Raw genomic sequence first — 22,355 nt, forward strand, 5'->3', positions numbered from 1 at the left:
TTTATCAAACACCGTACTTAGCTGTAGCAACAGGAACACCAGGGCCCATTGTTGAAGTAACTGTGCAGCTCTTGAGGTAAGTACCCTTAGCAGCAGCAGGCTTAGCCTTTACGATAGCTTCCATAAGTGTAGAGAAGTTCTCTTCGAGCTTCTGAGCACCGAATGAAGCCTTACCGATAGGACAGTGAATGATGTTTGTCTTGTCGAGACGATACTCGATCTTACCAGCCTTAGCCTCTGTAACAGCCTTTGCAACATCAGGAGTTACAGTACCAGCCTTTGGGTTTGGCATAAGACCACGAGGTCCGAGAACCTTACCAAGACGACCAACGAGACCCATCATGTCAGGTGAAGCGATAACAACGTCGAAGTCCATCCAGTTTTCCTTCATGATTTTGTCTACGAGATCCTGTCCACCAACGAACTCTGCGCCTGCGCCCTGAGCTGCCTCATACTTGTCTTCCTTGCAGAATACGCATACACGAACAGTCTTACCTGTACCGTTAGGGAGAACAACAGCACCTCTAACCTGCTGGTCAGCGTGTCTTGAGTCAACACCAAGACGAATGTGTGCCTCTATAGTTTCATCGAACTTAGCCTTTGCGTTCTTGCAAACTAAGTCAAGAGCCTCTGCGGACTCATACTGCTTTGCATAATCAACAGCCTTTGCGCTGTCAACATATTTCTTGCCGTGTTTCATTATATTTCCTCCTATTTAAGTGGTAATACCGGGAGCTTATAGCTTACCCGATTAGCGGAATTTTCCTCCCACCAATAGAACTCTGAACGGGAAAATATCCCACTTCATCATTCAAAAAATTGATTAGTCAACAACTACAACGCCCATTGAACGAGCTGTACCAGCGATCATGCTTATAGCTGCCTCAAGTGAACCTGCGTTGAGGTCAGGCATCTTTGTCTCAGCGATCTTCTGGATCTGTTCCTTTGTGATGTTAGCGACCTTAGTCTTGTTAGGTACTCCTGAACCGCTGTTGATATTGCAAGCCTTCTTGATAAGAACAGCTGCGGGTGGAGTCTTTGTGATGAACGAGAATGAACGGTCTGCGTAAACAGTGATAACAACAGGGATTATCATACCGATGTCGTTCTTTGTTCTCTCGTTGAATTCCTTTGTGAATGCCATGATATTAACACCGTGCTGACCGAGTGCCGGACCAACAGGTGGTGCAGGAGTAGCCTTTCCTGCTGCGATCTGAAGCTTAATGTAGCCAACTACTTTCTGTGCCATGTATTCGCACCTCCATAAATGTGGTAAATGGCGAGGCAAGAATTATTTTACCTCTCCCACTGAACCCATACTGCGGGTTCTTTTTGACCTGAATTAATCCTCCACTAATACTACCTGACTTATAGGCAGTGTAGTTGGAGTCTCACGACCGAACATTGAGACAAGAAGGTCTACAGAACGGTCTTCAAGATTGATGTTCTGAACAACACCGATAAATCCGTCCATAGCAGTACCTGAGATACGGACGCTGTCGCCGACCTTGAAGTTAACAGTAACAGAAGAAACTTCAATGCCAAAGAGCTTTTCAACTTCCTCTTCTGAAAGGGGAGTAGGCTCTGAAGCAGGTCCTACGAAGCCTGTACAGCCTCTGGTATTGCGAACGACATACCATGAATCATCGTTCATTATCATCTTGACGAGAACGTAACCCGGATAGGTTTTGCGTTCTACTTCTTTGGTTTTTCCATCTGTGATCTCAGTTGCTCTTTCAGTAGGAACTCTGACCTCTTGGATAAGTTCATGAAGCTTACGGTTTTCTACAACCTTTTCAATATTCTGAGCTACCTTATTTTCATAGCCTGAATATGTGTGGATAACGTACCACTTAGCTGCTTCTGACATAATTCTCCTCCTGATCTCCTCTGAATTAGTGAGCGTTATAGATCAAACGCATCAAGAACATAAAAAGCTGATCTATTGCGCCTACGAAAACTGCTGATGCAACGATAACACTTACAACGACTGATGTGTTGGTTACTACAGTTTCCTTAGATGGCCAAACCACTTTTTTGAATTCTACTTTGAGGTCCTTGAACCATTTTCGGATCTTTCCTACTTCTTTTTTCTCGGACTTCTTATCTGAAGTTGTATTCTTAGCCATAAAAATACCCCTTCCGATTACTTTGTTTCCTTGTGAAGAGTATGCTTTCTGCAGAATTTGCAATGTTTCATCATTTCAATTCTGTCAGGGTCGTTCTTCTTGTTTTTCTTGGAAACATAGTTGCGCTGCTTGCACTCTGTACAAGCTAAAGTAACCTTTACTCTCATATCGGCACCTCCTGAATTAGTACTTCCTTTGTTACCAAAGGTAGGTTGTTTGCCTCCCTCGCACGGGGGCAAAAAAATAAACCCCCAACGAGGTACTACCATTATAACATATATAAATAGCAATGTCAAGCATTTTTTGAAAGTTTTTAGCTTATAGTGTTTAGTGGTTAGAGCTTTGTAGGGGACGCCGCCCTCGGCGTCCCGATAATTGCGATGATACTCCTCGTGTCGAGAAGCAAATACCCTTTCGATGATAAACGGACGAGCAAGGGTGCAGCGTCACGCTGCCGCTGCCTGCTATTGACTTTTAATACCTAAACGCTTATAATATATAATAGTATAAATAAGCAGCAGGGGAGATGATGACTATTTCGGACAATGTGATCATATCAGTTATAGTGCCTGCACATAACGAAGAAAAGTATGTGGAAAGATGCATAAATTCGATAAAACAGGCTGCTTCCCGTGTTAAATGCGGAGTTGAGACTATAATCGTATGCAACAGATGTACGGACCGTACTGCCGAACTTGCACTTGCAAACGGAGCGCGTGTCGTTGCCGACGAGAGCAGATGTATAGCCACAGTCCGAAATGCAGGTATCAATGCTGCAAGGGGAAAGGTAATAGTAACTATAGACTGCGATAACCGCATGACCGAGGATACTCTGCGCGAAATACTTGGTATGCTCAACAGCGGAAAGTACATAGGCGGCGGAGCTCCGCTGCGCTTCGAGAGATACTCGGCGGCATTATGGTTAAACGATATCATCTGCCGTCTGGGCTTTAAGCTTACGGGACTTTACTGCGGTATATTCTGGGCAAGGAAGTCTGATTTTGACGCTATAGGTGGATTTATTGAGAAAAAAGCAGGGGAGGACATCGCGACAGCAAAGGCACTGAGAGCCTATGGCAGAAAGAGCGGTAAGAAGTACGGCTGTCTGCGAAAAAATCGCCTTATCAATTCCACGCGAAAGTACGATGATATGGGGGACTGGCTTTACTTCAAGCTCATATTCAAAAATGCAGGGGCATTGATAAAAGCTGCATTCGGCGACCGCAGCGGCTACGACAAGCTTATGGACGAAATGTTCTACGATTACAATAAATAATTTTTCTGTTCAGCCCTCAGCGTATGGCTGGATACGGAGGTATATATGAAGTTAAAAAGGTGCATATCAGCCGTGCTTTCGGCGGCAATAATAGCAGGAGCACTTCCGAGCGGCTATATATTTACAGGCAGCGCAGACGAGTCTCAGGCTTTCGAGTATTCAACTGCCACATCTGCCGGGATAACCTATCATAAGTATTCAGACCACGTTGAGCTCAGCAATGCAGCTGTTTCGGGAAAGGTAGATGTACCTGCACAGATAGCAGGACTCCCTGTAACAGTTATCGGCGATAATGCGTTTGCAGGCAGAGAGGTCACAGCAGTTACACTTCCCGAAAGTGTCAGTGAGATCGGCAAGTATGCGTTCAAGGACTGCCGAAAGCTTGAGGAGATAGTGATATACAATAAAAGCTGCACTTTGTTCGACAGCGGCGATACTATATGTAACTCGGCAGGCAGCGGAAGTACAGCGGCAGTATACACAGGAAAGATAGTCGGAGCAGAAAATTCTCCTGCTTCCGAATATGCTGCCAAGTATAAATATCGCTTCGAGACATTGTCTGTAAATACACTTGCATCGACTACTTCCACAACGTCAAAAACTACCACAACGACTTCAAAAACTACAACTACCACATCTAAAACTACCACAAAGACTTCCACAACTACTTCAAAGACCACCACAACAACGTCAACTACTTCAACTACATCTACAACTACAACTACCACACGCACAGCCGTTCAGGGTAAGCCTATATTCAAGCTTAGCCGTACGGAAGTATACCTCAGTGAGTCGCCAAACCGCAAAGAACAGGTAACTATCACAGTTGAGGGAGCAGATAAGCTCTACAGTGAGACTGTGCTCTACGTATATTTTGACAGCAGACTGAAAATAGGAGAAGTTAAAGCAGGTCAGGCTATCGACCAGCTCACAGTCGGACAGGCAATAGGTGATACCAAGGACTTCATCGTACTTACAACAGGCGGCTCGACTGATGCTGGCAAGGACGGAATTATGTGGACGGTAGATGTTACACTTCCTGCGGAATGTAAGGTGGGAGATGTGTTCAGCTTTGAGGTAGGAAAGTCCAAATACGGAAAGATACAGCCGCTTTTCACCAACTTCGCCAACGATGACAAGGGCAAGGCAATGACGAAATACGCTTTCAGCGAGGGGCTTGATAAGGGAAGCATAACTGTAATAGCTGATCCACCGTATGCAATGGGCGATATAAATAACGATAAGCTTGTGGACTCAGTTGACGCTTCTGTACTTATGAAAGAATATGCATATATCTCCAGCGGCAAGGCAACAACATTCACAGATCAACGCCAGAAGCTTGCGGCAGATGTTAATAATGACGGCATGGCAGATTCAGTCGATGCATCATTGATACTGGCGTATTATGCATATAATTCGGGAACGGATAAAAAAATAGACTTTAGCGACTTTATCAAAAACAGAAAATAGAAGATGAACCCCGAGGCTTTGCCTCGGGGTTCATTAGTTGAGAGCTGAGAATTGAGAGTTAAGGCGTTCGCTGCGCTCGAATTATTTAAATTATGAAGCAGTAGGTCACGTCTGCTAACAGGAGATGCGCCCCTCTGTCTCTCCATACACTGTAGGAGTAACTCTCGGCGTTCCGTTGTAGGGGCGGATATTATCCACCCGTGATACAACAATAATATTCGTGGGGCGATGTACAGTGTAACCGCATACCTGCGCGGGCGAGCGGAACTCGCCCCTACATGGTCGATTTTTGTGGAACGTCGAGGACTCCGTCGCCGCTTCCTAATGGCTAACGGCTTTTTTAGCGGTTTTACAGCAGCAGGCGCAGTGTACGGAAACTGCGCCGTTTTCTTTTGCCACAGTGATGAGCTCGCGGAGCGTATTGCCCGTAGTGCAGATATCATCAACTATGAGGACGCGCTTGCCTTTGAGCTTTTTGCTGTCCGCAGAAAAGGCATTTTTCAGATTGAGCGATCTTTTCAGATGATCCAGTTCTTTCTGAGCACGGGTGCGGCGCGTCTTGAAAACAGCCTTTGCCTCAACGGGGATACCGAGGGTACGGCTTATCTCTTTTGCAATGAGCAGCGACTGATTGAAGCCGCGCCTGCGCAGGTCCTTTTTATGCAGCGGAGCAGGAACGATAATATCAATTTTATCCTTTATGCCCTCAGACTTTAAACGCTCGGCGAGAATACTGCCGAGAGCGAAGTCCGCATTGCCGCCGATACCGTTTTTCATAAGGAATATGGCAGGCTTTACAGAGTCGTCATACTCAAATGCAGCCGTGAAGCTTTCCGCACCTTCAATGCTGAACGTGCCGTCGTATATACTCAGCTTTTCCTCGCAGGACTTGCAGAACCTGTTCATAGCATCGATGATATCGCCGCATATAGGACATCTTGTGGGAAAGAACAGGTGCAGTATCTTTCTTTTGGTTTCAAATCTCATATCATCACCTAAATCAAAAGCTCCGTTATCACGGAGCTTTTATCTTTTAAAAATACATATATAACTGGCACTTTATCATGCCGTTGTAGAGCTTTCTGCGCTTTGTGGCAGGTGTGCCGAAAATTTTCTCGAACTCCTCATGTGGTGAGATTATGTAGCTCTGCTTGCTGCCGCCCTTGCCGAGAACTCTTCCCATTTTTCTGTAGATATCCTCAGCCTCTCTCAGTTCGAGGAGTCTCTCACCGTAAGGCGGATTGCAGATAACAATGGAGTTTTCGGGCTGAACGAACTTTGTTATATCAGCCTGCTCGATAGTCAGCCTTGACTTGATGCCTGCCTTGTGAGCGTTGTCAAGAGTAAGAGCAACTGCCGCATCGTCGATATCAGCACCTATTCCGTGGAACTCAGCCGACCTGTCAACGCTGTCGATAGCTCTTTTTCTTTCCTCCTGCCAGATCTTTGAGTCAAGACAGCTCCACTTTTCAGCAGCAAATCTTCTGTTGATGCCCGGAGCTATTTTCAGAGCTTTCAGAGCAGCTTCGATAAGGAGAGTACCGCTTCCGCAGAATGGATCGCATACTATTGAATCGGGACGGACTCTTGCAAGGTCGATAATTCCTGCCGCAAGAGTTTCCTTGATAGGAGCTGCATTGGAGTTGCGTCTGTAGCCGCGCTTGTGGAGTCCCACACCGCTTGTATCAAGGTATATAGAAACAACGTCTTTAAGTATGCTGAACTTTATCTGTACCGTAGGACCTGTTTCGTCGAACCAGTTTATACCGTACTTTGCTTTCAGCCTTTCAACAGCAGCCTTTTTTACTATGGACTGACAGTCGGGAACGCTGTGAAGAGCCGAGTTAAGAGAGTGTCCCTTTACTGGGAAGGCGTCCTGCGGACCTATATAGCGTTCAAGCTCTATAGCCTTTACGCCTTGGAAAAGCTCCTCAAAGGTAGTAGCCTTGAATTCAATAAGCTCGATGAGCACACGCTCGGCAGTTGACAGACAAAGATTAGCACGGGCGAGGATATTCTCGTCGCCCGTGAAGCTTATTTTACCGTCGCTGACCTTTAAGTCAGTACCGCCGATCTTTTGTATTTCGTACTTTAATACGCTTTCCAGACCGAAGTGGCATGGACAGCATAATCTTATTTTATCGTTCAATTTATCACCTGTTTTAAGTATTAAACACCGCCTGCGGCATCTCCGCCGCCAACAGCAGCAGCTCCGCCGCCAGCGTCTCCGCCGCCGCCAGCAGCTCCGCCACCTGCGTCACCGCCGCCTGTGTATCCGCCTGCACCAGCGTCTCCACCGCCTGTGTATCCGCCTGCGCCTGCACCTGCATCACCGCCTGCTGCTGCACCGCCGCCAGCTGCGTTTCCGCCTGCTGCTGCACCGCCGCCTGCTGTATCTCCGCCTGTTGAAGCGTTTGTAGTTGTCTGAGCAGGAGCTGTATAATGAGCACCCTGACAGTACGGAGGAGAATAATTATCAGTAACTTCTGACTTCCAGTAACCGATAGCACCCTTTCCGCAGCCTGCGCCTGCGATAAGACCTGTGCTTGTACACATAGGCATCTCGATTACGGATTTTACCTTTTCAAAGTCGCTGGGAGTATCGAGGTAATGGGTATTTGCCCAATCGCCGATGATATTCATCCATACCTTAGCAGAGATACCTGACGGGATCTCCAGAGAATCCGACTTGTACTTGTAACCTGTGGTGATACCGCTGATAAAGTCAGGAGTAAGACCAACAAAGACTTCGTCGTACCAGTTCTCTGTAGTACCTGTTTTACCGCAGACTACCTTATTGGTAAGTCTTGCAGCAGTACCTGTACCGTTTTCAACGACATTCTTGAGGAGACGGTTCATAACGTAAGCTGTCTCGTCAGAGATGACCTGTCTCGGGTTGCCGTTGTTCTGATAGATTATCTGCTGAGTGCTGTCCTCTATCTTCGAGATTATGTGTGCTTCGTTGTATATACCCTCATGTCCGTAAGGGAGATAAGCGTTAACAAGGTTTTTAAGAGTAACACCCTCATGGAGAGAACCAAGGGTAAGAGGTGAAGGACCTGATTTATCGTTCGGAACAAGATCAAGACCAAGCTTTTCGGTGGAGAACTTGTATATCTCATCAACGCCAAATTTTGCACAGAGCTGAGCAGGGATAGTGTTGAATGAGTTCTGGAGAGCTCTCCATACAGGGATCTGTGCGCCTGTGCCCGCAGCTCTTCCGTAGTTGTAAGGCCATGGATTGCCGTCCTCACCTGTCAGTGTAGGTGAATCTGGGAATGTGGTGCTCCAGTGAAGGAGATTGTTTTCAAGACCGTAGCCGTAGCCAGATATAGGCTTGATAGTAGAACCGACCTGACGCTTGTTGAGCACTGCGTAGTTATCAACGAGAGACTGTGTCTTTTCGCCGACGTTTCCGACTGCACAGAGTATCTCGCCGTCATAGTTCATAGCGACAAAGCCAACGTGAGGAGTATACACCTCAGGCTTTCCGTCGGGGTGATCGACAGGTTCAAGGTCGACCTCATGAGTTATCGTACTTAAATAAGCAGGGTAGAAGTTCTCAAGGCTGAGCATTTTTTCCTCGACATATTTCTGCATCTGGTCGTCATATGTGGTATAAACTCTGTAGCCGCCCTTCTGGAGCTTTGTCATAGCCTTAGAGTAATCAAGGTCATACTTGTCCATGAATATCTTAACGGCTTCGTAGTAAGTAGCATCGACAACCCATGTATAAGCCTTTTCTCTCTCTTCGAGCTCCTTAGCGTCATCTTCGGGGTGAAGCTTTTTGTATTCCTCGGAATTTCTGAAGAGGAGGGGAGTAACGAGGTATTCCTGATACTCGTCGTAGGTTATCGCACCGTTCTCATAGAGCTTATAGAGAACGTATTCCTGACGGGGCTTGTTGTTGGCACGTCCGTCAACTACTACAGGCTCTTTGGGATCGTTGTCTCTGTGGTAGATAACATCGGGACCGTATTCCTCAGGGCTCTTAGGTATAGCAGCGAGAACGGCAGCCTCGGGGATAGTGAGGTCGTCAACGCTCTTACCGAAGTAAGTGATAGCAGCCTGCTGTATACCGTTTACAGGACCGCCGAAGCCGATGTAGTTGAGGTACTCCTCGAGTATCTCGTCCTTTGAGTAAGTCTTTTCAAGCTGCATAGCCGAGAAGATCTCACGTATCTTACGTGCAGGAGAGGGCTCGTTATCACCTGTGAGGTTCTTGATGAGCTGCTGAGTGATAGTCGAACCACCCTGCTCGGTATCGTAGAAGTGGAGGAACAGGTTGAGGAAAGCGGAGAAAGTACGCTTGTAGTCAACACCGTCGTGTACGTAGAAACGCTCGTCCTCAGTATAAACAAAGGCATTTCTTACGTGCTGTGGTATTCTGTCGATAGAAACGGGGATACGCTGGAAGTCGCTCTTTATTCTGTGTATTACAGCAAGCTCCTTTTCGCCGTTCTCGTTTGTTTCGTTTCCGTAGAAGTAGGTATCGCTTCCTGATTCGAGCTGCTGCAAAGTAACGTTTGTGGACTCGTCCATAAAGTTGAGGACGTAAGCCGCCATAGCCGTACTAACGATAGTACCCGTTATGATGATGACCAGCAGCAGAGACAGCAAAGTAGTAGCGATGACAGTCATCAGTTTTTTGAAGATGATAAAGGCTTTGCTGTGTTTTTTCTTTTTCTTTTTTGGAGATGTTGGCGGAGCTTCTCTCATGTTGCCATCAAACTCGGGAGAAGGCTCGAAGTGTTTATTTTTCATTTTGTCAGAATGACCGTCTTAAAGCGACGGCAGCTCCTTTCAAAGATTTTATATTATTTATTTTTGTACATAAATATACATTTTATATTATAGCACGTTTGAGATGAAATGTTAATAGGTTTCCGAAAATTCAGCATTTTGTATAATAACGGAAAAACGGGCGATAATATTTAATGCAACACCGCACATGATAAACGTAAAGGGAGTAAAAATATGACATACAGGAATGCGAAAAAAATATATTTTACTATGGTCACTGCCATAACTGCCTCAGCCTTTATGGTGATATGCACACTCGGACAGGCTGTCCGCAAAAAGAAAGTTGAGACTCGTCTTGCGGCAGCAGCTATAGAACAGGATACTCCCGAATATACAGTCCGCGAGTACGGCGGACGGGCAGTAGTGTTCCGTGACGGCAGTGACGAGCCGTATATTTTCATAGATGTGGATATGTCGCTGCTTTCGGACATGGACAGGCAGCAGCTGAGCAAAGGCATAAGCTTTGATACCGAACATGAGCTGCGTCAGTTTATCGAGGATATCTCATCATGACTTTTTTGGCGGCTTGCGGTGCTTTTTCTTTTTTCTGACCGAGAAGCCGAAGTCGCCCAGTTTTCTGCCGATAGCGAAGTACTCACCGTGAGCAAAAGCCATGAGACCGCACTGTTGCAAGTTCAGCTTGCCCTTGCTGTCAATGTATTTTTCGTCAGCGTCGATGCCGACTATCTCTGCAAGGAACATGGTATGTGAGCCCAGGAGCTTGGACTCCGTAACTCTGCACTCAAGACTGAGAGGACACTCCTCGATAAGGGGAGCACTGACCTTCTGAGCAGGTACTGTGTGGAAGCCGCAGGCTGCAAGCTTATCCATATCCCTGCCGCTTTTGACTCCGCAGAAGTCAGTCTCGCGGCACATAGCCGAGGTAGTGAGATTTATGACGAATTCTCCCGACTCCTTGATGATGTCGTGGGAGTAACGTTCGGGACGCACGGAAATATAGGTCATAGGCGGTCTTGTACAGACAATACCCGTCCAGCCTATTGTGAGAACGTTGGTTTTTTCCATAGTGCCGCAGGTAACGAGGGCGGCAGGTACGGGAGCGAGCAGAGTACTGCCTTTCCAGAATTGTTTAGCCATTTTTTCTCCTTTGGTGATCCTTGTTTTTTACAGCTGACGATGTTTTTTCGTTCAGCATATACTTGTAGTCATTGAAGTTGTATTTGCCCTTTTCACGGGTGACAGTCCCGTAAAAGACCGCGTCCTTCGGACAGTTGCCGATACACGCCATGCAGTGTGTACAGTTATCGCCCCATACGGGCTTTTTGTCTTTGATGATGATATTGTTCAGCGGACAGACTCTCGCACATTTGCCGCAGCCTATACAGCTGTCGGTGGTGAAAAAGTCCTTTGCTTTCATCTTGTATTTTGACCATACGGGGTTGAAAGGGATAGTGATTATCTTTTCAAACAGGAAGATATACCGCGATTGCAGCTTTTCACCATTTTTTATCTTATCCGCGATCTCGTTCACTTTTTCACAGGCGTTTACAAGCCGCTCCTTTATCTCGTCCTTTGTCTGCACGGGATAGTGGCTGATGAAGTAGTTGCGCGGCATGACTATTTCGTTATAGCCCTTGAAGTGCAGCTTCTTGTGCCTTGCGATCTTTTTGGCAAGATAGCCCGATATACCGCCGTAGCCTGCACTGTTTACAATGAAATATACGTCTTTGCTGCCCTTCAGCGGCACTTTTTTGATGTAATCGCTGAAAAAGCGCGGCATTTCGCATACATACACGGGAGCGCATATAACGAAGGGCTTTTCCGAGCGTATCTCGGAGTAGTCCTTATTTTTTATCCTTTCAAGGAGATTAAGGCACTGATCGTCGGTCTTTTTTGCGATCTCCGTAGCCAGAAACTCCGTATTTCCTGTAGCCGAGAAATATAAGATCATATTATTCCTCCTAAATCATTTGCTTATTAATTATACCATTATTATTCCCGACTTGCAACTTTTATCATTATTTTTCGGAAAAACATTGACAGGGCAGGAGATTCGACAAAATTCTCTGTGCCGAGGTGGTATAATGAGGCAAGAAAAGGCTGCAAAGGGCAGCAAAAAGGAGGTACAGCATTGAAAATAGATATAAAAAGTGAGAATGGAGCGGCAATTGCCACTCTCAGTGGTGAAATTGACCACCATAACGCAAAGGAGCTCCGCGCGGAGCTTGACCGTTTCATAGTCAGTGCGCAGCCGCGGCAGCTTGCCATAGATTTCGGCGGCATAACCTTTATGGACAGCTCGGGCATAGGGCTTATAATGGGCAGGAGCAAGCTTATGAAGGAATGCGGCGGCGCACTTGAGGTACTCAATCCGCAGCCATACATAAGACGTGTGCTGAAGCTTTCGGGCATAGAGAGGATTGTAAAAATAAGATAAAGGAGAAGAGAAATGGAAATACTCAACGAGATAAAATTCACCATGCCGTCACTGTCGGTAAATGAGGGCACAGCAAGGGCTGTGGTATCCTCGTTTCTGATACAGGCAGATCCTACGGTGGAGGAGCTTTCCGACATACGAACAGCAGTCTCGGAAGCGGTGACTAATGCGGTAGTCCACGGCTACAGGCACAAAAAGGGAAATATCGAGCTTACGGTGAGGCTGCTGCCCGAAAGGGTAATATACATAAGAGTCAAGGACAAGGGCTGCGGCATAGAAGATGTGGAGCAGGCAATGGAGCCGCTGTTCACAACAGCTCCCGAGGAAGAGCGTTCGGGGCTGGGATTTTCGGTGATGCAGTCGTTCATGGACAGGCTGAAGGTGAAGAGCACTCCCGACAAAGGCACTACCGTCACCATGAGAAAGAGGCTCTCAGCACATGGAGACTGAGACAAAGAGACCTCTTGCGGAAGAAAACCTGGGACTTGTCCATCTCTGCGCAAACCGTTTCCGCGGTCGGGGAATAGAATACGATGACCTGTATTCCGCAGGCTGTATCGGACTGCTCAAAGCAGTAAAGGCATTCGACAGCGGACGGGGAGTTAAGTTCTCCACCTATGCCGTACCTGTGATACTCGGGGAGATAAAGCGGCTTTTCCGCGACGGGGGAGCAATACGCATCAGCCGCGGTTTAAAGGAGCTTTCACTGCGTTTGCAGCGGCTTTGTGAGGAGTTCCGACAGCGTGAGATGAGGGAGCCTACCATAACGGAGCTTGCACAGCTTTCGGGTGAAAGCGAGAGCAATGTATCGGAAGCGTTATGCGTGAGCCAGCCCCTTATCTCACTTACAGCAGGTGACGATGACGAGGGGCAGACGGATATACCGACGGAGTCACCCGACGAGAGCATAACAGACCTGCTTGCGCTTCGGCAGATAATGGCACAGCTCGAACCTAACGACCGCGCACTCCTTGAACTGAGGTATTTCAAAGGGCTTACTCAGTCAAAGACTGCAAAGGCACTGGGTATGACGCAGGTGCAGGTGTCACGGCGCGAAAAAAAGCTCCTCACCCGAATGAGAGAGGAGCTTCTGAGCTGATATCACATAGCCATGTTGAAAAATTCATCTATTGTGACGTAGTCATCGTGAGTTGAGAGATAGCTGTAATATGACAGTATCTTTGAAGCGTCAACTGAGTCTATCTTGCAGTTGTTGTCGATATCAGCAGCATAGAACTGTACCTCATTGAATGTACTTTCCTTGCCTGTTGCAGTACGGGCGTATTCCGAAAGGATAGCTGACGCATCAACGGAATCGACAGAACCGTCGCTGTTGATATCGCCCGTTGCTTCGATAGCCTTGCAGTCTAAAGCTTCAAATTTTATGTTGTACTTTTTAGCGTAATCTTCTGCGGTAGAGCCTTTAAATCCTCTTATCACACCGTCGAAATAGTATTCACCGCTATTCTTGTCAGCATCATTGGAAATAGTGAAATTGATATTGTAATTATTCTCGGTGAAAGCCTTTGGATTTTCAATAACTGCATCAGGTGAAAGGATAGTTACTGTTTTGAGATTTTTGCAGTAAGCGAGAGCTCCTTCACCGATGAGTTTTGTCTTTGCCGAGAAGGTGATGTTCTCGATATTACCGCAGTTGCTGAAAGCGGAGCTGAGGACGCTTGTTATGGTTTTCGGAACGATGACATCGGTATTTTTTCTTCCCGAAGGATATACTTTGAGCTTTGACTCGTCCTCATAGAACATCATGCCGTTTTTGCAGAAATAGGTCTTTGAATAGCTCGGACCTGTTATGTTTTCAAGCGAAGGACAGTTTGCGAAAACATGATCGCCAAACTTTTTTATGCCGTCATTTATCTCCACAGAGGAAAGCTTAGCGTTATCGCCGAAAGAACGGTCTCCTACAACAGAGATATTGCTGCCGAATTTTACTGTTTTCAGTTCTTTTCCCCATACGGAAAAGGGCTTTATTTCGGTAACAGGCAGACCGTTTACCGTATCGGGGATATTGAGTTCCTCCGTATCTTCGGCGATACCTGCGAGAGTATAGTGGTCGAAGTAATACTGATATATACCCATAGCCACCTGTTCCTGTATCAGGTACTGATGCTCCTTGCGGCCGTGGTCTTTAAGCTCAAGGTGATCGTATTTTTCCTTTGCCTGAACGTATTCTGTCTCGGAAACTTTCTTTCCGTCCACTTCATAGAATACTTCCTCGGTCTCGGCATTGTCTATATTGTCATAGAAAGAATTCAGATGAACGAACTTGCCGTCCTTCAGCTCATAATACGACATGGAAGAGTAGCCCATATGCTTGTCTGACTGTACAAGATAAGGTGCAGTATCAGCGCAGTACACTATTCCGTATGTACCGAGAGATATACTGTCGGTGATATATCCGTCTCTGTATGTATATATCCTGCACATACCGGGGTGATATGCAGCTTCGGATATGAACAGCTCGGGAGTACCGTCACTGTCAACATCGTAAAGCTCAAATCGCGTACCGAAATCCTTGTCGGTGAAATCGTATTTCTCCTTATTGTCAAAAGCAAGTTTAAGCATATTGAAGTATGCTTCCTGCCATGTAGGATAATAGACCGACTGTTCATCTGCTGCAATGACAGATGCAGGAGATGCAAGTGCAGATACAGCCATTGAAGCTGCGGCGATGAGCGATAATAATTTGTGCTTTTTCATAGAAAGTCCTCCTTTTATAACTGCCTTTGAAGCAGCCCCCTTATAATATCAATTATACCTTGTTTTTACTGTATAATCAATCCCATGATAAAAAAATCTTCACCGTTACTTGCCTGCGTGGGACATCAATAGCCGAATATTGCTGAAATATGCAAAATATCGTTGACAATTCGGGCAAAATGGGTTATAATGATGTTGACAATTTCGTAAAATTGCTGAAAAATCTATATTGAGAGGGGTCTTAATATGTCAAGATCATTTTTTAAGAGGCTGGCAGCAGTTTCAGCAGCTGCCGCAGTGTTCATTCCTGCTTTAAACCAGCTTCCCGAGAGAGCAGCAACTGTAATGGCTGCTCCTGACGAGTACCATGATGACTGGCTCCATGTCAACGATAAAGCACAAATCGTTGATATGAACGGCAATGAGGTATGGCTGACAGGTGTAAACTGGTTCGGCTACAACGTTGGAAGCCAGATCTTCGACGGTGCATGGTCGGCAAACGTTCACGACTGTCTTGATCTTATTGCAGATCACGGCTTCAATCTTCTCCGTGTACCTATGTCCACAGAGATACTTCTTCAGTGGAAGGCAGGAAAGCCCGATCCCATAATCAAGCTCAACGAGTACAAAAACCCTGAGCTCACTGTTGAGGGAGTTGAGGGCGGTACACCTATGTACAGCTTTGACATCTGGAACAAGGTAGTTGAATGGTGCAGAGAGGACGGCATCAAGATAATGATGGATATCCACTGCGCTACCACTAATTCCGCAGGTCATAACTTCCCACTCTGGTATGACAGCAGCTTCAGTGAGAAGGACTGGCTCGATGCTCTTGCATGGTTCGCAGATTACTATAAGGACGACGATACCGTTATCGCTATCGACCTCAAGAACGAGCCTCACGGTAAAAAAGATGAGGGCAGCTTTGCAAAATGGGACGGTTCGTCCGATGCCAACAACTGGCGTTACGGTGCTGAAAAGGGTGCTAAGGCTTGTCTCGACAAGAACCCTAATCTTCTTATAATGGTCGAGGGTATCGAGGTATATCCTAAGATAGAAAAGGGCTATGACTGGAATTCACCTTCAACTGACTACGCTCACTACGGTGAGTCAGAGTATCAGCCGTATTACGGCGCATGGTGGGGAGCTAACTTCCGCGGTGCAAAGGATTTCCCTGTAGACCTTGGCGAACATCAGAGCCAGCTGGTTTATTCTCCACATGATTACGGTCCGTTCGTATACGAGCAGGAATGGTTCCACTTAACAGGCACAAAGCCAAACTGGACAAGCTATAAGTTCGATGAGGAGTCTCTCCTTAAAGAATACTGGCATGACACATGGGCTTATCTTGTAGAAGATCATATTGCTCCGCTTCTCATGGGCGAATGGGGCGGCTTCATAGACAAGGAAAACGATCCGTCAGGCGCAAATACTCACTGGCTCACAACTCTTCGTGACTACATGATAAAGAAGCGTATCCACCACACATTCTGGTGCTTCAATGAGAACTCCTCGGATACAGGCGGACTTATGTACGATAACTTCCAGAAGTGGGACGATGAGAAGTACGAATTTGTAGAGCCATCGCTCTGGCAGACTGCAAGCGGTAAGTACATAAGTCTTGACCACAAGATCCCGCTCGGAACAGCTGGCAACGGCGTTTCACTTGGCGACTTCGTAGCCTCAGGTGAGGGAAGCAACATGGACGGCGGTACAAGCGGCAGCGGCATAGTTGTTCCAAAGACAACAACTACTACAACAAAGCCTGTAACTACTACCGAAACTATAACAACTTCTGCAACAACGAGCAAGACTACAACTGAAACAACTACAACTACTACCACAAGCAAGACAACTGCTTCTGCAACAACTTCGACTACAGTAACAACTCCTCAGACAACAACGAGCGTTATTGATACTGACGGAGTATGGGGCGATGCTAACAGCGACGGCACTGTAGATATGTCAGACGTTGTTCTTATCATGCAGAGCCTTGCAAATCCTAATAAATACGGCGTGAATGGTACTGACAAAAATCATATCACAGCAGTGGGACTTAAATACGGTTCTGTTGTAAACAATAACGGAAGCGTTACAAACGGTGATGCTCTTGAGATACAGCTTTTCTTACTTGGAAAGCGTACTGATCTTACTCCAAAAGCTTAATAAGAACTGCGGCACGGTATTATCGTGCCGCTTTTTTGCCTATTTAACAATGGGGAGCAGATGTATTTGCATAGACTGATAATGAGCGTATTTCATAAATATTTACATAGGCTGCCGCTGATTGATAATGCAAACAAACCGTGTATTTGTTTAACATCAATGCATATGCATAACAACTAACAGTTTAGTCTTTTCAATGATTTTTTGTGAACAATTTATGAAAATGATTGGCAAAAGTCAATATCTATGCTATAATAAATACATAGATCAAGCGCGCTGATTTATTAAAGCTATAGACATATCAAAGCTATAGACATCAAATTATGACAAAGAGGTTTTTTAGAAATGAATATTATTAAGAAGGCATTTGTTGTTGCATCAGCAGCAGTTTTATGTGCAGCTCCGCTCGCACCATCAGTAGCAAACAGCGTATCTCTCTTTAAAAATACAGCAATCACAGCATCAGCAGAAGATAAATATACAGACAAGTACTGGCGTTTCCAGACAGCTTCAAGAGCAAACGGATATTATGAGTCATGGAAGTCTTACAGCGAAGTAAAGTGGATCCAAGCTGCATATAACTGGATACTTGACAATTATACAAACAATGGCGGAAGATCTAAGATAGTAGTTGACGGATATTATGGCCCAAATACAACAGCGGCTGTTAAGTACATCCAGAGAACAACTTTTAACAACAAGAAAAAAGGTTATACAGTTGGTAAAATAAAGGAAGATGGATACTGTGGAAAGGATACACAGGCAAAGATAAAGAAGATCTTCTATTGATCTTAACAAAAGACATTGATCGAAAAAGGGCGGACTTATTGTCCGTCCTTTTTATGTCATTCGCATTGGACAGTGAGCATGAAATATGCTTTACAAGAAACACAACTTATCCTGTACGCCCGTTTTTTATGCATTGCTAATTAAATATGCTGCCCCTACAAGCTAACTGCTAATGGCTAAGGGCTAAAGGCTATTAAAGGGTTGACTTTTTTTGCGTAATATAGTATAATTGTATGTAATGCTATTTATTATTAAATATATAAGGAGTGCATTGATATGGCTACAAAGAAGATGTCCAGAGAAAGCTACGACAAGCTCGTCGCTGAGCTCGATGACCTTAAGATCAATAAACGTAAGGAAGTTGCTGAAAGACTTAAAGTTGCCCGTTCCTACGGAGACCTCTCCGAGAACGCTGAGTACGATGAGGCTAAAAACGAACAGGCTATCCTCGAAGCTCATATCCAGGAGCTTCAGTATACCATTGACAATGCTGAGATCGTTGACGATGATAGCATTTCCGTTGACGAGATCGGTATGAGCTCCAAGATCACTATCAAACGCCTTGACAACGGCAAGATCGAAACTTTCACTATCGTTGGTACTAACCATGCAAACGTAAGAGAAGGTCTTATCTCAGACGAGTCTCCTATCGGCAAGGCTGCTATGAAAAAGAGAGTCGGCGATATATTCATCGTTGAAGCTCCCGCAGGCGAGCTGAAGTTCGAGGTCGTTGAGATCTCCAAGTAAAATGCGAAAGGACATTTAAAATGAGCGAAAATCAGGTAAACACCCCTGCTCAGGCTGAGGAAGAGCCTGTACAGGATATTAATATACTCAAGAAGGACAGACTTGATAAGCTTGCTGATCTGCGCGAGCTCGGTCACGATCCTTTTACTATCACAAAGTTTGACGTTACTGGTCATGCTGCTGACTACAAGAAGGAGTACGAGGCTAAGGAAGCCGAGATACTTGCTGCTGTAGGCGATGACGAAGAGAAAAAGGCTGCCGAGCTTGAAAAGCTCAATGAGAATATTATCCGTATCGCAGGTCGTATCATGAGCTGGAGAGATATGGGTAAGGCTAACTTCATCGACGTTCGTGACAAGTCTGACCGTATACAGGTCTATGTACGTTCAAACGATGTCGGTGCAGACCTTTTCAAAGAATTCAAGAAAAAGTGGGACATCGGTGATATCATCGGTGTTGAGGGATATGTTTTCAGAACCCGCAAGGGCGAGATCTCTATCCATGCAAAGAGCATCACTCTGCTCACCAAGTCACTTCTTCCGCTTCCCGAAAAGTGGCATGGTCTCAGAGATACAGATACAAGATACCGTCAGCGTTACCTCGATCTCGTTATCAATCCCGAGGTAAAGGACACTTTCATCAAGCGTTCAAAGGTAATATCTTCTATCAGACGTTACCTTGACGATCAGGGCTTTATGGAAGTTGAGACTCCTATGCTTGTTTCAAATGCAGGCGGTGCAGCTGCAAGACCTTTCGAGACTCACTACAACGCTCTCGATGAAGATGTAAAGCTCCGTATCAGCCTTGAGCTCTACTTAAAGAGACTCATCGTCGGCGGACTTGAAAGAGTTTACGAAATAGGCAGAGTTTTCCGTAACGAGGGTGTTGATACACGTCATAACCCTGAGTTCACACTCATGGAGCTCTATCAGGCTTATACTGATTACTACGGAATGATGGACCTTACAGAGAATATGTTCCGCCATGTTGCTCAGGAAGTATGTGGTACTACCTGCGTTCCTTACGGTGAGCACATGATCGACCTGGGCAAGCCTTTCGAGCGTCTTACTATGATAGATGCTGTCAAGAAGTACTCAGGAGTTGACTTCAACGAGATAAAGACTCTTGAAGAAGCTCGCAAGATAGCTGACGAAAAGGGCGTAGAGTATGAGAACCGCCACAAGCGCGGCGATATCCTCAATCTCTTCTTCGAGGCTTATGTTGAGGAACACCTCATTCAGCCTACTTTCATTATGGATCACCCGATAGAGATCTCTCCTCTTACAAAGAAGAAGCCCGATGCTCCTGATTATGTTGAGCGTTTCGAGCTCTTCATTACAGGAAGAGAAATGTGTAATGCTTACTCTGAGCTCAACGACCCTATCGATCAGCGTGAGCGTTTCAAGGCTCAGGAAGAAGCTCTCAGCCAGGGTGATGAAGAAGCTAACCGTACAGATGAGGACTTCCTCAATGCTCTTGAGATCGGTATGCCTCCTACAGGCGGTATCGGCTACGGTATCGACCGCCTTGTAATGCTTCTCACAAACAGTCCGTCTATCAGAGACGTACTTCTCTTCCCCACACTTAAAAGTCTTGATAAATAAACCTGAATAAAACCACATACAGGCGGCAGTTGCCGCCTGTTATCATTAAAGGATATATTTATGAATGATAAAAATAACAATAAGCCGATAGCAGATGACGATGAAAAGCTTGACATAAAAAAGAGCGTTTTCCAAGTTAATAAGGAAATGCAGCAGAAGCGTCAGGAAGAGCTTGAAGCTCAGCAGGCTGAACTGGAACGTCAGTACGCTCAGCGCGAAAAGGAAAAGCAGGAGGCTTATGAAAAAAAGCTCCTTGATGAAAAGATCGAGCTCATGCGCTTAAAGCAGGGACTTATTGAAGAAAGCGAAACTATCCATGAGGAAAAGGAAGAAGAGATCAAGCTCACATTTGGAAAAAAGATAAGCAATTTCTTCTATCATAACAAATGGTGGCTGGGACTTGGCGCATTTTTCGTTTGTCTTGGCTCTTACCTCATATACGATATCGTTACGAAGCCCCGTCCCGATATGGTAATTCTTATGCTTTGCGATAATGCTGTTGTCGGTAACTCGGCTTACCTTGAAGAGTACTTTACCGAATTCGGTGAGGACTCCAATAAGAACGGGAAAACAGAGGTCGCTGTGTACTATATCCCTTACGGCGATGACGATTACACCAATTACCAGAACGGAGTTACAAATAAGCTTACTACTTACCTCAATAACGAAGAAAGTATTATGATGATCGGCAATGAAAAAACCGTTACCGATCTTATCGTTACTCCTGAGGAGTATCTGATAGACCTTAGTACACTGTACCCCGATAATCCTCATGTAGAAAAGTATTTCTTCTACCTCAGGGATACGGATATTGCCGATAAACTGGGAGTTCCAAAGAGTTCGATCACCGATGATATGTTCATTGCGCTCCGCAAGCCTAAAGATGTTATGGACGCTTCACAGGAGGAAATGCAGGAGACATACGATAAGGATATAGCTACGATCAACAGAATAATCAATGACCTTACATAAATAAAACCACCCGTTAAGGGTGGTTTTTATCTTCTGCGTTTTCGTTTGGACAGGTGTTTTGATGAGAAATCATCTAAGCTCCAGAGCTTTTGCTCGTCATAACGCTTTGAATTGTAGTAGACTTTTTTGATCGGTATTGCATTGACTACTTCCCTTGCAAAGGCATAAAACGCTATTATTAAAATGATCCCTATGCACAGAAAAAATATTAATACCACACTGGAGCTTCTTAAAAGATCATTGTTTTTATAAATGAACAGTAGCGATATAAATAAAACTATCAACGCAAACGCTGACCAGAAAACGGATTTCAGTCTTGATTTTCTTGGAAGCTTGTCAACTCTCATTTCTCCAGTCTGTCCGTTCATGGCATATGTGAATTCTTCATCGTTATACTTTATTTTCAGAAGCCACACGGGCACAAGATAATATGCAAGCTTTCGGTTACGCATATACTGATTCAGACTTTCATTCATAAGCCTGTCCAGTTTTTCGCTTGTATCCAAAGGCTCTTCATCATCCTTTTTCAGTAAAAAAACAGCGTTTATGTAAACGTTATAATCCATCCTTAAGACCGAGTCTGTCATTTTCATTGCGTTTTCAGCACCTATAATATACCTGCTGGCACAAAATCCCGTAAGGCATGACTCGCTGAACTCCTCCGCCTCGCTGTAATCATAGGGCAGCAGTGTGTAGAAAACATCTTCTTTCACGTCTGCATCATTGGCAAGTATGGGATAATCATTTACGATAACGCTGTAGCTTTCCTCGGGCTCGTATTTACAGCTGTATCGCCATACGGGTATGTAATAACCGATAATATCATTCTTGGCGGACTTGCTGTGGAACTCCTTCGGTACTCTTCTGAACTCAGACAGGTATTCGGTATACTTATCCCAGAACTCCGCTGATGTTACTTTGAAAGGTATCACCTTATCGGGACGGATATCGCCGTCAAGATCAGAGGGGATTATCACATAGTGCTTGCAGTATGGACATCTGGCAGACGCATAAAATGACTTTGTTACTATTTTTCCGCCGCATGAAGAACATTCAAATTCCTCAAGCTTCTCCTGCTCGTAAGGCTCCCAGACGTATTTTGTTCTGTCCACCCAGTCGAAATCCGAGAGCTTGTCATCGGCTATTTCATTGAAATGGGAACGAACATATTCAAGGTCGTATTTTTTTGAACAGAAACGGCATACCATGCTCTGATGATCTATATCAAAACGCATCGGTGCTCCGCAGGACGGACATTTATATTCGGTCACATCTGCCATTTT

Annotated in this window: 23 protein-coding genes; 11 read left to right on the forward strand and 12 right to left on the reverse strand. The window is 45.4% G+C overall.

The genetic code is table 11. The annotated features are described in order from the left end of the window. Positions 1-4 precede the first annotated feature (4 nt). The 5 genes from rplA to rpmG form a co-directional block, all read right to left on the reverse strand. Complete coding sequence (gene rplA / locus BLW60_RS04715; RefSeq protein ID WP_074714711.1) at positions 5-700, reverse strand: 50S ribosomal protein L1; 696 nt, start codon at positions 698-700, stop codon at positions 5-7. Positions 701-823: 123 nt separating this feature from the next. After that, a complete protein-coding gene (gene rplK, locus BLW60_RS04720; RefSeq protein WP_074714712.1) occupies positions 824-1,249 on the reverse strand; it encodes a 50S ribosomal protein L11 in 426 nt (141 codons plus the stop codon). A 93-nt stretch (positions 1,250-1,342) separates the two neighbouring features. Further along, positions 1,343-1,870 carry a transcription termination/antitermination protein NusG gene (gene nusG, locus BLW60_RS04725; RefSeq protein WP_074714713.1) on the reverse strand — a complete coding sequence of 176 codons (528 nt, stop codon included), beginning with the start codon at positions 1,868-1,870 and terminating at the stop codon, positions 1,343-1,345. A gap of 25 nt (positions 1,871-1,895) precedes the next feature. Next, entirely contained in the window at positions 1,896-2,129 is a 234-nt protein-coding gene (gene secE / locus BLW60_RS04730; protein WP_074714714.1) for a preprotein translocase subunit SecE, read from the reverse strand. 17 nt (positions 2,130-2,146) lie between these two features. Continuing rightward, complete coding sequence (gene rpmG, locus BLW60_RS04735) at positions 2,147-2,296, reverse strand: 50S ribosomal protein L33 (protein WP_009984160.1); 150 nt, start codon at positions 2,294-2,296, stop codon at positions 2,147-2,149. 359 nt (positions 2,297-2,655) lie between these two features. Here rpmG and BLW60_RS04740 point away from each other — a divergent pair, with 359 nt between their 5' ends. Beyond that, the gene (locus BLW60_RS04740) at positions 2,656-3,405 is read left to right on the forward strand and encodes a glycosyltransferase family 2 protein (protein ID WP_242872830.1); all 750 of its coding nucleotides are present in this window, start codon (positions 2,656-2,658) and stop codon (positions 3,403-3,405) included. 45 nt (positions 3,406-3,450) lie between these two features. Further along, complete coding sequence (locus BLW60_RS16200) at positions 3,451-4,875, forward strand: dockerin type I domain-containing protein (protein WP_081348122.1); 1,425 nt, start codon at positions 3,451-3,453, stop codon at positions 4,873-4,875. A gap of 321 nt (positions 4,876-5,196) precedes the next feature. Here the strand turns inward: BLW60_RS16200 and BLW60_RS04755 are convergent, their stop codons facing one another. From BLW60_RS04755 to BLW60_RS04765, 3 genes are read right to left on the reverse strand one after another with little or no spacing between them, the layout of a single operon-like run. After that, complete coding sequence (locus BLW60_RS04755) at positions 5,197-5,862, reverse strand: ComF family protein (RefSeq protein WP_074714716.1); 666 nt, start codon at positions 5,860-5,862, stop codon at positions 5,197-5,199. 46 nt (positions 5,863-5,908) lie between these two features. Then, complete coding sequence (locus BLW60_RS04760) at positions 5,909-7,024, reverse strand: THUMP domain-containing class I SAM-dependent RNA methyltransferase (protein ID WP_175460886.1); 1,116 nt, start codon at positions 7,022-7,024, stop codon at positions 5,909-5,911. Between the two features lie 20 nt (positions 7,025-7,044). Next, positions 7,045-9,639, reverse strand: coding sequence for a transglycosylase domain-containing protein (locus BLW60_RS04765; protein ID WP_074714717.1), 2,595 nt, complete (start codon positions 9,637-9,639; stop codon positions 7,045-7,047). A 213-nt stretch (positions 9,640-9,852) separates the two neighbouring features. Here BLW60_RS04765 and BLW60_RS04770 point away from each other — a divergent pair, with 213 nt between their 5' ends. After that, positions 9,853-10,191 (forward strand): hypothetical protein, encoded by a 339-nt coding sequence (locus tag BLW60_RS04770; protein WP_074714718.1) that lies wholly within the window; start codon positions 9,853-9,855, stop codon positions 10,189-10,191. On the opposite strand, the gene BLW60_RS04775 is transcribed toward BLW60_RS04770, so the two are convergent. Together BLW60_RS04775 and BLW60_RS04780 are read right to left on the reverse strand one after the other, a co-directional pair. After that, positions 10,186-10,776, reverse strand: coding sequence for a flavin reductase family protein (locus tag BLW60_RS04775; RefSeq protein ID WP_074714719.1), 591 nt, complete (start codon positions 10,774-10,776; stop codon positions 10,186-10,188). The genes BLW60_RS04770 and BLW60_RS04775 overlap by 6 nt on opposite strands. Beyond that, entirely contained in the window at positions 10,769-11,590 is an 822-nt protein-coding gene (locus BLW60_RS04780) for an EFR1 family ferrodoxin (protein WP_074714720.1), read from the reverse strand. The genes BLW60_RS04775 and BLW60_RS04780 overlap by 8 nt, the downstream gene beginning before the upstream one ends. Positions 11,591-11,770: 180 nt before the next feature. On the opposite strand from BLW60_RS04780, the gene BLW60_RS04785 reads away from it, so the two are divergent. Genes BLW60_RS04785 through BLW60_RS04795 form a run of 3 tightly spaced genes read left to right on the forward strand, consistent with a single transcriptional unit; the run spans position 11,771 to position 13,175 of the window. After that, positions 11,771-12,076, forward strand: coding sequence for an STAS domain-containing protein (locus tag BLW60_RS04785; protein WP_072949807.1), 306 nt, complete (start codon positions 11,771-11,773; stop codon positions 12,074-12,076). 12 nt (positions 12,077-12,088) lie between these two features. After that, positions 12,089-12,526 carry an anti-sigma F factor gene (gene spoIIAB, locus BLW60_RS04790; protein ID WP_074714721.1) on the forward strand — a complete coding sequence of 146 codons (438 nt, stop codon included), beginning with the start codon at positions 12,089-12,091 and terminating at the stop codon, positions 12,524-12,526. Next, positions 12,516-13,175: a sigma-70 family RNA polymerase sigma factor gene (locus BLW60_RS04795; protein WP_074714722.1), complete on the forward strand. Its 660-nt coding sequence runs from the start codon at positions 12,516-12,518 to the stop codon at positions 13,173-13,175. The genes spoIIAB and BLW60_RS04795 overlap by 11 nt, the downstream gene beginning before the upstream one ends. A gap of 2 nt (positions 13,176-13,177) precedes the next feature. Here BLW60_RS04795 and BLW60_RS04800 read toward each other — a convergent pair whose 3' ends face one another. After that, the gene (locus BLW60_RS04800; RefSeq protein ID WP_074714723.1) at positions 13,178-14,794 is read right to left on the reverse strand and encodes a leucine-rich repeat protein; all 1,617 of its coding nucleotides are present in this window, start codon (positions 14,792-14,794) and stop codon (positions 13,178-13,180) included. A gap of 246 nt (positions 14,795-15,040) precedes the next feature. Between BLW60_RS04800 and BLW60_RS04805 the strand changes: the two genes are divergently transcribed. The 5 genes from BLW60_RS04805 to BLW60_RS04825 all read left to right on the forward strand — a co-directional run bounded on the left by BLW60_RS04805 (position 15,041) and on the right by BLW60_RS04825 (position 21,072). Further along, positions 15,041-16,960, forward strand: a complete 1,920-nt coding sequence (locus BLW60_RS04805) for a cellulase family glycosylhydrolase (protein ID WP_074714724.1) — start codon at positions 15,041-15,043, stop codon at positions 16,958-16,960. 345 nt (positions 16,961-17,305) lie between these two features. Next, positions 17,306-17,749: a peptidoglycan-binding domain-containing protein gene (locus tag BLW60_RS04810; protein WP_074714725.1), complete on the forward strand. Its 444-nt coding sequence runs from the start codon at positions 17,306-17,308 to the stop codon at positions 17,747-17,749. Between the two features lie 276 nt (positions 17,750-18,025). Continuing rightward, entirely contained in the window at positions 18,026-18,496 is a 471-nt protein-coding gene (gene greA, locus BLW60_RS04815; RefSeq protein WP_081348123.1) for a transcription elongation factor GreA, read from the forward strand. Positions 18,497-18,516: 20 nt separating this feature from the next. Continuing rightward, a complete protein-coding gene (gene lysS, locus BLW60_RS04820; RefSeq protein ID WP_028516990.1) occupies positions 18,517-20,100 on the forward strand; it encodes a lysine--tRNA ligase in 1,584 nt (527 codons plus the stop codon). A 60-nt stretch (positions 20,101-20,160) separates the two neighbouring features. Beyond that, positions 20,161-21,072, forward strand: coding sequence for a hypothetical protein (locus BLW60_RS04825; protein WP_074714727.1), 912 nt, complete (start codon positions 20,161-20,163; stop codon positions 21,070-21,072). A gap of 26 nt (positions 21,073-21,098) precedes the next feature. Here BLW60_RS04825 and BLW60_RS04830 read toward each other — a convergent pair whose 3' ends face one another. After that, positions 21,099-22,352: a TFIIB-type zinc ribbon-containing protein gene (locus BLW60_RS04830; protein ID WP_074714728.1), complete on the reverse strand. Its 1,254-nt coding sequence runs from the start codon at positions 22,350-22,352 to the stop codon at positions 21,099-21,101. Between the last annotated feature and the right edge of the window lie 3 nt (positions 22,353-22,355).

It is taken from the genome of Ruminococcus flavefaciens, from assembly GCF_900108555.1.
Taxonomy (GTDB): Bacteria; Bacillota; Clostridia; order Oscillospirales; family Ruminococcaceae; genus Ruminococcus; species Ruminococcus flavefaciens_P.

Excerpts from the sequence above, each read along its gene's own strand:
- rplA (WP_074714711.1), bottom strand. The coding sequence starts at position 700 with ATGAAACACGGCAAGAAATATGTTGACAGCGCAAAGGCTGTTGATTAT.
- rplK (WP_074714712.1), bottom strand. The coding sequence starts at position 1,249 with ATGGCACAGAAAGTAGTTGGCTACATTAAGCTTCAGATCGCAGCAGGA.
- nusG (WP_074714713.1), bottom strand. The coding sequence starts at position 1,870 with ATGTCAGAAGCAGCTAAGTGGTACGTTATCCACACATATTCAGGCTAT.
- secE (WP_074714714.1), bottom strand. The coding sequence starts at position 2,129 with ATGGCTAAGAATACAACTTCAGATAAGAAGTCCGAGAAAAAAGAAGTA.
- rpmG (WP_009984160.1), bottom strand. The coding sequence starts at position 2,296 with ATGAGAGTAAAGGTTACTTTAGCTTGTACAGAGTGCAAGCAGCGCAAC.
- BLW60_RS04740 (WP_242872830.1), top strand. The coding sequence starts at position 2,656 with ATGATGACTATTTCGGACAATGTGATCATATCAGTTATAGTGCCTGCA.
- BLW60_RS16200 (WP_081348122.1), top strand. The coding sequence starts at position 3,451 with ATGAAGTTAAAAAGGTGCATATCAGCCGTGCTTTCGGCGGCAATAATA.
- BLW60_RS04755 (WP_074714716.1), bottom strand. The coding sequence starts at position 5,862 with ATGAGATTTGAAACCAAAAGAAAGATACTGCACCTGTTCTTTCCCACA.
- BLW60_RS04765 (WP_074714717.1), bottom strand. The coding sequence starts at position 9,639 with ATGAAAAATAAACACTTCGAGCCTTCTCCCGAGTTTGATGGCAACATG.
- BLW60_RS04770 (WP_074714718.1), top strand. The coding sequence starts at position 9,853 with ATGACATACAGGAATGCGAAAAAAATATATTTTACTATGGTCACTGCC.
- BLW60_RS04775 (WP_074714719.1), bottom strand. The coding sequence starts at position 10,776 with ATGGCTAAACAATTCTGGAAAGGCAGTACTCTGCTCGCTCCCGTACCT.
- BLW60_RS04780 (WP_074714720.1), bottom strand. The coding sequence starts at position 11,590 with ATGATCTTATATTTCTCGGCTACAGGAAATACGGAGTTTCTGGCTACG.
- spoIIAB (WP_074714721.1), top strand. The coding sequence starts at position 12,089 with ATGGAAATACTCAACGAGATAAAATTCACCATGCCGTCACTGTCGGTA.
- BLW60_RS04795 (WP_074714722.1), top strand. The coding sequence starts at position 12,516 with ATGGAGACTGAGACAAAGAGACCTCTTGCGGAAGAAAACCTGGGACTT.
- BLW60_RS04800 (WP_074714723.1), bottom strand. The coding sequence starts at position 14,794 with ATGAAAAAGCACAAATTATTATCGCTCATCGCCGCAGCTTCAATGGCT.
- BLW60_RS04805 (WP_074714724.1), top strand. The coding sequence starts at position 15,041 with ATGTCAAGATCATTTTTTAAGAGGCTGGCAGCAGTTTCAGCAGCTGCC.
- BLW60_RS04810 (WP_074714725.1), top strand. The coding sequence starts at position 17,306 with ATGAATATTATTAAGAAGGCATTTGTTGTTGCATCAGCAGCAGTTTTA.
- greA (WP_081348123.1), top strand. The coding sequence starts at position 18,026 with ATGGCTACAAAGAAGATGTCCAGAGAAAGCTACGACAAGCTCGTCGCT.
- lysS (WP_028516990.1), top strand. The coding sequence starts at position 18,517 with ATGAGCGAAAATCAGGTAAACACCCCTGCTCAGGCTGAGGAAGAGCCT.
- BLW60_RS04825 (WP_074714727.1), top strand. The coding sequence starts at position 20,161 with ATGAATGATAAAAATAACAATAAGCCGATAGCAGATGACGATGAAAAG.
- BLW60_RS04830 (WP_074714728.1), bottom strand. The coding sequence starts at position 22,352 with ATGGCAGATGTGACCGAATATAAATGTCCGTCCTGCGGAGCACCGATG.